7 protein-coding genes are annotated in these 10687 nt (G+C 69.1%); 4 read left to right on the plus strand and 3 right to left on the minus strand.

Annotated features, from left to right (window positions below; translation table 11 throughout):
- The first annotated feature begins 232 nt into the window (after positions 1 to 232).
- The 4 genes from SLNSH_RS18360 (at position 233) to SLNSH_RS18375 (ending at position 6211) form a co-directional block, all read left to right on the plus strand.
- The gene (locus SLNSH_RS18360; RefSeq protein ID WP_158266816.1) at positions 233 to 3364 is read left to right on the plus strand and encodes a cyclic nucleotide-binding domain-containing protein; all 3132 of its coding nucleotides are present in this window, start codon (positions 233 to 235) and stop codon (positions 3362 to 3364) included.
- A gap of 112 nt (positions 3365 to 3476) precedes the next feature.
- A complete protein-coding gene (locus tag SLNSH_RS18365) occupies positions 3477 to 4712 on the plus strand; it encodes a DUF4399 domain-containing protein (RefSeq protein ID WP_245422401.1) in 1236 nt (411 codons plus the stop codon).
- A gap of 13 nt (positions 4713 to 4725) precedes the next feature.
- Positions 4726 to 5151, plus strand: a complete 426-nt coding sequence (locus SLNSH_RS18370; RefSeq protein ID WP_106338533.1) for a DUF4399 domain-containing protein — start codon at positions 4726 to 4728, stop codon at positions 5149 to 5151.
- A gap of 1 nt (position 5152) precedes the next feature.
- Positions 5153 to 6211: a formylglycine-generating enzyme family protein gene (locus SLNSH_RS18375; protein WP_210202539.1), complete on the plus strand. Its 1059-nt coding sequence runs from the start codon at positions 5153 to 5155 to the stop codon at positions 6209 to 6211.
- A 199-nt stretch (positions 6212 to 6410) separates the two neighbouring features.
- Here the strand turns inward: SLNSH_RS18375 and SLNSH_RS18380 are convergent, their stop codons facing one another.
- From SLNSH_RS18380 to SLNSH_RS18390, 3 genes are all read right to left on the minus strand, one after another.
- Positions 6411 to 8021, minus strand: coding sequence for a family 1 glycosylhydrolase (locus SLNSH_RS18380; RefSeq protein WP_106338537.1), 1611 nt, complete (start codon positions 8019 to 8021; stop codon positions 6411 to 6413).
- 75 nt (positions 8022 to 8096) lie between these two features.
- On the minus strand, positions 8097 to 9245 hold the full coding sequence (glf, locus tag SLNSH_RS18385) for a UDP-galactopyranose mutase (protein WP_106338539.1): 1149 nt from the start codon (positions 9243 to 9245) through the stop codon (positions 8097 to 8099).
- Positions 9229 to 10272: a glycosyltransferase gene (locus tag SLNSH_RS18390; protein WP_245422402.1), complete on the minus strand. Its 1044-nt coding sequence runs from the start codon at positions 10270 to 10272 to the stop codon at positions 9229 to 9231. Before SLNSH_RS18390 ends, glf begins: the two co-directional genes overlap by 17 nt.
- Between the last annotated feature and the right edge of the window lie 415 nt (positions 10273 to 10687).

A 10687-nucleotide genomic window follows, 5' to 3' on the forward strand; every position in this document is an offset into this window, starting at 1 on the left:
GCCGCGCCCTGCAGGTAGGCGGCAGCCGGGGCCCCATGCCAGCTGCTTGCGCGTGCCCCGGGTGCGGCGCCCGGCGCATGATCACATCCCCAGGGGCGATCCGATGCGATCGGTGCGGCGTCGACATGGCGCCGGTTCCGCTTGCGTCCGAGGATCAGCAGTCGCCTGCGCCGGCCTGATCCTGGGCAGGCGACCTCCACGCGCGTCACGCGCATCCGCATGGACCAGTTCCGTGCCCCAGCGACCGGAATCCGGTGAGCCGCTGTTCCGCTACATCTGGCGCAGGAGCCGGAGCGAGCAGGTGCGGGTTCTCGCCATCGTGCTGGCGTCCATCCCGTTCTACTACGCCTCGCTGGACGTTCCGAAGCTGATCGTCAACGATGCGATCCAGGGTCGCGCCTTCGCCTCCTCCGAGACCGTGACGGTTTTTCGCCTCCAGGCGCCCTGGAGCGGCGCGGTCCTGTTCGAAGGCGTCCAGTTCGACCGGACCACCTATCTTTTTGCGCTTTGCGCGATCTTTCTCGCGCTCGTCCTCGTGAACGGCGCGTTCAAGTACGCCGTCAACATGCGCAAGGGGGCGCTCGGGGAGCGGGTGCTGCAGACGCTGCGGTTCGAGCTCTTCCGCGCCATGGTGACGGCGAAGCCCGACCAGAACCGCCGCCTCGCCGCCTCGGAGGCGGCCACCATCATCAAGGACGAAGTGGAGCCCATCGGCGGCTTCGTGGGCGACGCCTTCATCCAGCCTCTGTTCCTGGGCGGCCAGGCGGCCACCGCCCTGGCCTTCATCGTCGTCCAGAGCGTGCCGTTGGGGTTGTGCGCGGGCGCTCTCGTGGCTGCGCAGGCGTTGATCATCCCGCGCCTCAGGCGCGAGCAACTGCGCCTCAGCAAGATGAGGCAACTCCAGTCTCGCAGTCTGGCCGGGAGGATCGGCGAGGTGGTGGACGGCCTCGACGAAGTGCGCAACCACGGCGCCGCGGCCTATGAAATGAGCCGCGTCGAGGCGCGCCTGGAGGACCTCTACCGCATCCGCTTCCAGCTCTACGGCCGCAAGTTCCTGGCGAAGTTCGCCAACAACCTGCTCGCCCAGGTCACCCCCTTTCTGTTCTACGCGATTGGCGGCTACTTCGCCCTGAGGGGCGATCTCGCCATCGGCCAGTTGGTCGCGGTGATCGCCGCTTACCGGGACCTTCCTCCCCCGGTCAAAGAGCTCATTGACTGGGACCAGCAGCGTCTGGACGTGGAGGTCAAGTTCCAGCAGGTCATGGAGCAGTTTCCACCCCGGCCAGTGGGAAACGGCCTCGCCGACGAGCCCGACCTGTCGCGCTGCATGCTGTCGGCGAGCGGCCTGGGGGCTGGCCAAGGGGGATCGGGACGGGGGGAGAAGGTCCGCTTCGAGGCGCCCTCGGGGGCTCATGTTGTCCTGGTCGGCCCGCAGGAGGCGGCCAGCAGCCTGGCGCGCGCTCTCTCGGGCCGCGCGGCGCCCGGATCAGGGCGCGTGTTCCTGAATGGCCGTCCGCTGGACCAGATCCCCGCCGAGCGCCTCGGGCGGACGCTCGCCTATGCGGGGCCGGATGCCGCCGTGTTCGAGGGCTCGTTCCGGGATAATCTCCTGTACGGCCTCCGTCGCCAGCCTGCGGAACCGAACGGCGAGGATCCCTGGCTCGACCTCGCGTCGGCGGGGTTGAGCGACGCTGCGCAGCTCGAGACGGCGCTCCTGCAGGTCCTGCGCACGGTGGAGCTGGAAGGCGACCTGCTGCATGAAGGCCTGTCGGCGAAGATCGACGCCGACCGACGCGCGGAGCTCGCCCAGCGGATCGTGGCGGCCCGCGCCGCCATGGAGGAAGCGCTGAAAGCCCACGAGGCTTCAGGCCTGGTGGAGCGTTTCGACCGGGCGCGCTACGGCGCCCACCTGTCCATACGCGAGAACCTCCTGTTCACGCCGCTGCCGGGGGGCGACCTTGAGCCTGACCTGCTCCGGCTCCTTCGTGACGTCGTGCAGGAACGAGGACTAGAGGCCGATCTGGAGCGCGTGGGCGCCGGCTTCGCAGCCACGCTGGTCGAGATCTTCGCCGACCCTGGCTCCGGCCGGGGGCTCGTCGAGCGGTTCGGCTTCACGACGCAGGAGCGTCTCGACCGCTTCCGCCGAGCTCTCGACCGACGCGCTGCAGGGCGGCCGGCCAGCGGCGACGTCCATGATTTCGTGCGGCTGGCGCTGCGCTACCGGGAAACCCGGCACCGCCTGGGCCTGCTGGATGCAGCGCTCGAGCAGCGCATCCTGGAGGCCCGGCCCGCCGCCGCCGAATTCGCGCGACAGCGCGGACGAGACTTGCGGACTTATGACGCCGGGGCCTATGCCGCCGGCGCGAGCATCCGCGAGAACCTGCTGTTCGGGCGCGTCATCTCGGAAGCGCCCTCGGCCGGCGAGCGCCTGGCCGCTGCGCTCTCAGAGACGCTCGCGGCCACGGGCCTTGACCGGCACGTGCTGACGGTGGGGCTCGAACAACCGGCGGGACGCGGCAGGACGCTCTTTCCGGCGCAGCGGGCGGCCATGTCGCTCGCGCGGTGCCTCCTCAAGCGGCCGTCGGTGCTGGTCGTCGACGGATTGCTCCCCTCCCTTGGAGACGCCCGCGGCGCCCGTGTCCTGCGGGCGGTGCGCGAGGCCATGCGGGGCCGCACTCTCGTCGTGACGATGGGCGAGGACGACCACGCGCTGGCGGCAGGCTTCGACCTGATCGTCGAACTGGGCGGCGGCCGGCCCCGCATCCGCAGCGCCGCGGGTGCGCCTCCTTCAGCTTCGCCCGAACCCGCGGTTCCGGACTCGCTTGGGGAGATGGTCCGGGCGCTCCGGTGCGCGCCCGCGCTGGCGTCGCTGGAGACCGCCCGGCTGAAGCTGCTCGCCTTCACCGGCGAGCGGGTCGCCTTTTCGCCCGGGGACGTCCTCATGCGCGAAGGCGACGAAGCCCATGACGCGCTGGTGATCTTGTCGGGCCAGGCTGCGATCAGCATCGACGAAGGAGCATGCTCCCTCCGGCTTGGCCTGACGGAGCCCCACGCGATCGTCGGCGAGATGGGCGCCCTCACCAGCTCGCGGCGCAGCGCGACCGTGACCGCGCTGACGCCCATGCGGGCCCTCCGGATCCGACGCGACGTGCTGTCCGAGCTGGTGCTGGAATACCCGGAGTTCGGACTGACGCTGCTCCAGGCCCAGATCGCCCGCACCGCTGAATTGGAGACACTGCTGATCGAGGCGCGCCGTTCGCCCCTGAGGCCGATTTCCGCCCCACAGCGTGGCGGAGCTCACAGCTTGGCGAAGGGAGGCGAGCGATCCTTGAACGGAGCCCAGCCATCGGGCCAGGGAACGTGATCCCGGGCCTACCCTGGATGGCGTAGGGCGTACGCCTTGTTTCGGGAATCCCTGGTTGTTACCGTCGCCGGCGGCGAGCGGCCAGAACCCTGATCGGATCGGGGGGTGCACGATGCTCAGAACCATGTGGATCCACATGTTCGTCGCACTCTCGCTCGGCGGCCTCGCGTCCGCCACGGCCACTGCGCAGGAAGCCAGCGGACACAAGGCCGCGCCGCCCGGGGCGCGGGTCTTCTTCATCGGCCTGGAGGACGGCTCCACGGTCCCGTCCCGCTTCATGGTGAAGTTCGGCTCCGAGAACGTCGACATTGTTTCGGCCGGGGTGAACAAGCCCAACTCGGGCCATCACCACCTGCTGATCGACGCTCCGCTGCCCGCGCCCGACCACCCCATTCCCAACGATCCCAACCACCTGCATTTCGGCAAGGGCCAGACCGAGGCGGAAATCATCCTGTCGCCGGGCGAGCATACCTTGCAGCTGTTGCTGGGCGACCAGGACCATGTCCCGCACGACCCGCCTGTGGCGTCCGAGGTGGTGCACGTCCGCGTGGACGCCGCGACCGTCGAGAAGCCGCGCACGCCCTCCCCGGCCGGCGCGTCGGTGTTTTTCGACGGCCTGCAGGACGGGGCCACCATCCCCACGCACGCGACGATCAGGTTCGGGGTCAGCGGGATGTCCGTTGCGCCGGCCGGGACGGACGCGCCCAACACGGGACACCACCATCTCGTCATCGACGCGCCCACGCCGGACCTCGACCGCGAGATCCCGAGCGACCCGAACCACCTCCACTTCGGCAAGGGCCAGACCCAGGCCGAGGTGACCTTGTCCCCAGGGCCGCACACGCTCCAGCTGGTGCTGGGCGACAAGGACCACGTGCCCCACGATCCGCCGGTCGTGTCGCCCATCATCCACGTGACCGCGGCCGACCAGGCGGGCTCCCCGGCGGCCCAGGCCGAAGCGCCTACCGGTCGCACCCCGGCCCCGCCTGACGCGGCGGTGTATTTCGTGTACCCGCCCAAGGGCGCCCTCATCTACCCGCGCACCACCGTGCGGTTCGGGCTGCGCAACATGGGGGTGGCGCCCGCGGGAGTCACCAAGGCGAACACGGGCCACCACCACCTGCTCATCGACGTCGAAACGCCGCCGCTCGACCGGCCCATCCCGAACGACCCGAAGCACCTCCACTTCGGCGCGGGCCAGACCGAGAAGAAGATCGTCCTGCCTCCCGGCAAGCACACCCTTCAGCTCATACTCGGCGACGCCCAGCACATCCCCTTCGACCCGCCGGTTATGACCGAACGGATCGAGGTGACCGTGATGGGTCCCAGGAAGCATCGGAAGCGCTAGGGAGGGCCGGACCATGACGCGGACCATCCCCCTGTTTGTCGCGGCGGCCGTGGTGGCCGCAGGCCTGGGTTTCGGCGCGCTGGCCGCGACTCCCTCGCCTCCGGGCGCCGTTGTCTACTTCCACTATCCCCTGGATCGCATTCATGTGCCGCAGCGGTTCACCGTGCGGATCGGCCTCAAGGAGATGGGCGTGGCGCCCGCCGGCGTATCGAAGCCGGACACCGGGCATCACCATCTGCTGATCGACACCGATCCCGGCGATCTCACCAAGCCGATCCCCAACGACTACAACCACGTGCATCTCGGCAACGGGCAGACGGAGGTGGTGCTCACCCTGCCGCCGGGCCCGCACACGCTCCAGCTGCTCCTGGGCGACAAGGACCACATCCCGCATTCGCCGCCCGTCATGTCCAAGAAGATCACGGTCTATGTGCGCTGACATGGCCCGCCGCCCGCTCCGTCACGGCTGGACCGTTCTCGCGGCCCTCGCCCTGGTCGCGTCATCGTGGTGCGGGGCGGTCGCGCAGACCCGGCGTCCCGCCGAGGCGCCGCGCGCCGCGCAGCCCGCCGATGACGGCCTGGAGACGCGCTTCTGGAACGTCATCAAGGACAGGAACGTCGCCGCCGACTTCCGCACCTATCTCGACGCCTATCCCAACGGGCGCTACGCCGCCCAGGCCCGCGCCCGCCTGAAGGCGCTGGCCCCCAAGGCGGCGGAAGAACCGGTCGCGCCCGCGCCGGTCCCGAGCCAGCCTCCGGCCCCGAGCCGGGCGGCCGAGGGGCCCGCCCTCGTCCAGGACTGCGAGACGTGCCCGCAGCTCGTGCTGGTGCGCCCAGGGGCCTTTGTGATGGGCTCCGCGGAACGCTTCCCCTTCGAAGCCCCGGCGCACCCGGTCACGCTGCACAAGCCCTTCCTGATCGGCCAGCGGGAGGTGACGTTCGAGGAGTGGGACGCTTGCGTGGCCGACGGCGGTTGCGCCTATGCGGCGCCCGACCGCGGGGCCGGGCGCGGGGCGCGGCCCGCCTCCAACCTCGACTGGGACGACGCCCAGCAATACGTGGCCTGGCTGTCCAGGAAGACGGGAAAGTCTTACCGCTTGCCCACGGAGGCCGAGTGGGAGTTCGCCGCGCGCGGCGGCACGACCACCAGCTACTACTGGGGCGGCTCCATGGAGAAGGGGCACGCCCATTGCACCGGCTGCAATGGTCCGGAACCCGCCGACAACGCCGTCGAAACCGGGCGCTACCCACCCAACCCGCTCGGCCTCTACGACGTGTCCGGCAACGTGGCCGAATGGGTGCAGGACTGCTGGAACGACTCCTATCGGGGCGCGCCGTCGGACGGGTCCGCCTGGGTGAAGCCCCGCTGCCAGGAACGGGTGCTTCGAGGCGGCTCCTTCAACAACGACCCGCGCTATGTGCGCTCCGCGTCGCGCTACAAATACGACTACGATGTCCGGTTCTACGCGAACGGCTTGCGGGTGGCGCGCGACCCCTGAGGTCCCGCCCGCCCTCGACCGAATTCATCGAGGACCAGTTTCGCAAGACCAAGGAACTTGTCTCGACCCTGCGTCTGTTCCAGGACGCGCCCGGGGCCAACCCCACCGCGACGTCACTGCTGGACGCCATGATGGGGCTCGCAGCCGGCCCTGTGCGCCACACCCAGGGGTTGAGGGCGGAGACCGGCCGGAGCGCCGTCTAGGCGCCCGTCCCCGCGCCGGCGGCAATGTCGACGACGCCGTCCAGGACGTCAGCAAGGGTGCTCGGATCGGCCGTCTCGAGCTCCGAAACAGCCACGCAGGCCAGGCCCTTGCGACGGCATGCGGCGGCCAGTTCATGGGCATGGCCGGCCGAAGCGTCGCCCCGCCAGAACCGATCGTCGGCCAACACGGCCCAGGGAGGGCTCTCGCCCGATCGCAGGTTGCCGAGCGCCTCCTCCAGGGAGCAGGTCACCATCGCCAGCCCGCGCATGTGGCAGGCCGCAGCGATGCGGTCCCGGGCCGCCGGAGCAAAGGCGACGATCATCAGACGACGCGCGCCCGGCGAGATGTCGGGCGCGGCGGCCGCCTTGGCTCTCAGGAACCGGTTCGGACGTTCCCACCAGCCTCGACCATCCAGCACCGGGTGATCGAAAGCGCCGGTCTCCACGATCTGGCGCGCCGCCCCGGCCAGCGCAGTGGGCCGGATCGGGCAGAACCGGGCGTCGAAGACCCCGGGCTCGTAATGGCCCTCGTCGCGGGTGAGCAGCGAATTCCAGTCCACCGCTCCCAGCATCGACCAGAGGGTGACCGCGCGCATGTCCACGCCTTCCCCGGCGAGGCGCCGCGCGGCGTTCCAAGTCATCGAGAGCCACCGCAGTTGCTCCTCGCGGGTGCAGCCGAGGTGAAGCTCGGTGATCGCCAAGGGGATGTGGTGATAGCGCTCCCAGGCCTCGCGCAGCCGGGCCTCGGGACCGATCGAATCCGGGATGTCGACCCGCACGGCCTCCACGTCGGCGTACCGAGTCCACGCGTTGCCGCCGTGGATTTGCGGCGGGTAGGCGTCGAGATCCGGGTCGAGATAGCGGTCGCTGGTCAGGTAGTGGTTGATCCCGATGACGTCCGGCGGGCATGGCGCCGCGGCGAGCTGGTCCAGCGCAGCGTCCGACACGCCATTCTCCCGCAATTCGGGTCGCCAGTTGCTGTCCGAACCAATGCGCCCGCAGAGCAGGTCGAAGCTGAGCCAGCGCCTCTCGTTCTCGTAGTCCGCCTGATACGCCAGTTCCGGCGCGCTGTAGACGCGGCCAAGGTCTTCCGTCTGCACCAGCCGGGCTCCGGGGATATGTTGGCGGATCGCCTGCATGGCCGATTGCACGCCACGGCACTCGTTCACCAGTGCGGCCAGGAAGGTGCGGTAGTCGCGGCCGTGCGGGTGCCAATGGCCGTAGAGCCCGGCGAAGCGCGCGGTCGTGAGCGGTTCGTTCACCGGGGTGAACATCTCGAGCCAGGGATAGCGCTCCGCCACCCGCCCCGCGTGAACGGCAAGCTTCTCCGGGAACTGCGGATCGACCAGGCTCGTGTAGCGCGGCCCGGCGCCATGGTGGACGAGCCCGACGATCGGGGTGATGCCGAGATCGCGGAGCACGCGGAGGCGGCGGTCGTGCCAGGACCAGTCCGCCTCGTCGGGGCGATCGGGAGCGATGCTCTCCCACAAAACCGGGTAGCGCAGGGTCCGGATCCCGAGGGCAGCGATGGCCGCCAGATCCGACTCCCTGTCGGAGTGACCCGTTTCGCGGAACTGGTCACGCCAGCGGTCGCCGATCCGCGCCACGGTGCATTCGAGCCCGCCCCAGAGCTCCGGTCGAGCCCTGAGGGCGCCATTTGCGCTTGAGGACATAACGAGGGCTTACGAAGCGGCCGGGGCGAGCGCGGCCTCGCCCGCGCCCGTCCGCGGCACGGCCTGCTCGATCCGCCTGAAGGTGGCCAGGGCCTGACCGACCACCTGGTCCATGTTGTAGTAGCGGTAGGTCGCGAGCCGGCCGACGAACCATACATCCGGCGTGCTCATCGCGAGCGCCTCGTATCGCTTGTAGAGCTCCGCGTTTTCAGGCCGCGGGACCGGGTAGTAGGGATCGCCCTCCGCCTGGGGATACTCGTAGGTGATGCTCGTCTTCGGGTGCTTCTGGCCGGTCAGGTGCTTGTACTCGGTGATGCGGGTGTAGTCCTCCGACATGGGATAGTTGACGACCGCCACGGGCTGGAACTGCTCCTGGTCCAGGGTCCTGTGATCGAACCGCAAGGATCGATAGGGCAGCTTGCCGAAGCGGTAGCCGAAATACTCGTCCACCAGGCCGGTGAAGATGATCCGGCGGGCCAGGCCCTCATCCTTCAGGTCGGCGTAGTCCACGCCAAGGCGCTTGGTGATGTTGGGGTGGTCGAGCATGCGCTCGAACATGCGGGTGAAGCCTTCGGCCGGCATAGCCTGGAAGGCGTCGCCGAAATACCTGTCGTCCTGGTTGGTGCGGGTCGGCACCCGGGCCGTCACCGACTTGTCCAGCTGGCTCGGGTCGACGCCCCACTGCTTGCGCGTGTATCCGCAGAAAAACTTTTCGTAGAGCTCCCGGCCGACCTTGCTCACCACCACGTCTTCGGAGGTGCGGATCTCGTCGACAGGTTCGGCGCGGGCGGCGAGCCAGCCCTCAAGCTGCTCGGATGTGAGGTTCAGCCCGTACAGCTTGTTGACCGTGTCCAGGTTGATGGGGATGGGCACCAGCATGCCGTCCACCTTGGCGAGCACGCGGTGCTCATAGGGACGCCACCGGGTGAACCGGGACAGGTAGTCGAAGATCTGCTCCGAGTTGGTGTGGAAGATGTGCGGGCCGTACTGGTGGATCAGCACCCCCGCGGCGTCCAGGCGGTCGTAGGCGTTGCCGCCCACGTGCGGACGCCGGTCGATGAGGAGAACGCTGTCGCCGCGCTCGGCGGCGAGGCGTTCGGCCAGCACGCTGCCAGCGAAACCCGCCCCGACGATGAGCCAATCAAAGGCGGGCGGCATCGGCGGCGACCTCCTCGCTGCGGGCGGCGCGTGGGCGGCTCGCGGCGCGGGCGGCGGCGCGGATATGCGCGTTCATCTCCGACCAGGTGCGGTCCCATGAATCGGCGGCGAGCTTCCGGTCCACGGCCGCGAGCCAGTCCGCGCGGGGAGCGGTCATCAGCCGCTCGGCCTTGAGCACCAGATCCTCCGGGGTGTCGGCGATCACGACCAGGCCGTCCTGCCCGTAGCCCCGGACGACGTCCCGGATGGCGGTGGACACGACGGGAACGCCGGCGGCGAGGAACTCGGGCGTCTTGGTGGGGCTGATGAAGCGGGTCGCCTCGTTTAGGGCGAAGGGCATCACGCCGACGTCCCAGCCGGCCAGGTAGGACGGCAGCTCGTCGTAATCCTTGCCGCCCAGCCAGTGCAGGTTCGGCCGCTGGGGCAGGATGTCGGGGTCGATCTTCACCACCGGGCCGATCATCACGAAGCGCCAGTCGGGCCGCAGGTCCGCCGCGCGGGCGACCAGCTCCAGGTCCATGCGCTCGTCGATCACGCCAAAAAAGCCGAGGCGCGGGCCGGGAATGCCGGCCTGGTCGGCCGGCTCCTGGCCGCCATAGGCGCGGGCCTTGCCGAAGTGGGCCTTGTCGATGCTGCTCGGAAAAGGATGGATGTTGGCGTGACGGCCCTTCTTGGCTTCGTACAGGCTGTGCCCGCCCGTGAACACGACGTCGGCGCGGCGCAGCAGTTCACGCTCGAGCGCAAGGGTCCGCGGCGGCGCCCCGAGGAAGGCGGACAGTTCGTCCATGTTGTCGTAGACGACGACGTCGGCCGACAAATGGCGCGTGAAGGGCAGCGCCATCGGTGTGTAGTACCAGAGGAGCAGCTTCTCGGGCGCGATGCGCTCGACCAGGTCCGTCACAAGGCGCCGCTGCAGCCGCGTGGCCTGGAGTGCGTTGACGCCGGAGGGCAGGATGGGGATGGCCACGGTGACGCCGTCGGCCGTCTCCTGAAGTTCCAGGGCCGGGATCGCGTCCAGGCGGAACATCGGCTCCTCGACGAAATAGACCTCGTAGCCCTGCGCCGCCCGGCTCAGAAGGTGTTGCGGTCGCTGGCGAACAAAATTCCAGCGCAAGTGCGAAACACACAGCAACGTTTGGGAGTTGTCTGGTCGAGTACGAGAGAAAAATGGAGAAGAAGAAGACAATTGCGAAGAATGGCGAGGGTGAAGAGCCATTGAGCGGGTCTTTCCTGCATGCGAGGCCTGTCCTTCGCCAATGGCTTTTCGCTTTGATCCGTTCCTCCGCGCCGCCGCTCCGGAGAGCGTGGTATTGTCGCGTACGATTCCAGGTTGACCCTTGACGGGCGTGCGACATCCCGTCGGCGCTTTGAAGCGCCGTTAAAGAACCACCGAACTGTAGCTTTGGACTGCTAGCGCGCGTCCTCCAGCACCATGGCGGCGC

Source organism: Alsobacter soli (assembly GCF_003004785.1).
In the GTDB taxonomy this organism is placed as follows: Bacteria; Pseudomonadota; Alphaproteobacteria; order Rhizobiales; family Beijerinckiaceae; genus Alsobacter; species Alsobacter soli.

Excerpts from the sequence above, each read along its gene's own strand:
- SLNSH_RS18365 (WP_245422401.1), top strand. The coding sequence starts at position 3,477 with ATGCTCAGAACCATGTGGATCCACATGTTCGTCGCACTCTCGCTCGGC.
- SLNSH_RS18370 (WP_106338533.1), top strand. The coding sequence starts at position 4,726 with ATGACGCGGACCATCCCCCTGTTTGTCGCGGCGGCCGTGGTGGCCGCA.
- SLNSH_RS18375 (WP_210202539.1), top strand. The coding sequence starts at position 5,153 with ATGGCCCGCCGCCCGCTCCGTCACGGCTGGACCGTTCTCGCGGCCCTC.
- glf (WP_106338539.1), bottom strand. The coding sequence starts at position 9,245 with ATGCCGCCCGCCTTTGATTGGCTCATCGTCGGGGCGGGTTTCGCTGGC.
- SLNSH_RS18390 (WP_245422402.1), bottom strand. The coding sequence starts at position 10,272 with ATGTTCCGCCTGGACGCGATCCCGGCCCTGGAACTTCAGGAGACGGCC.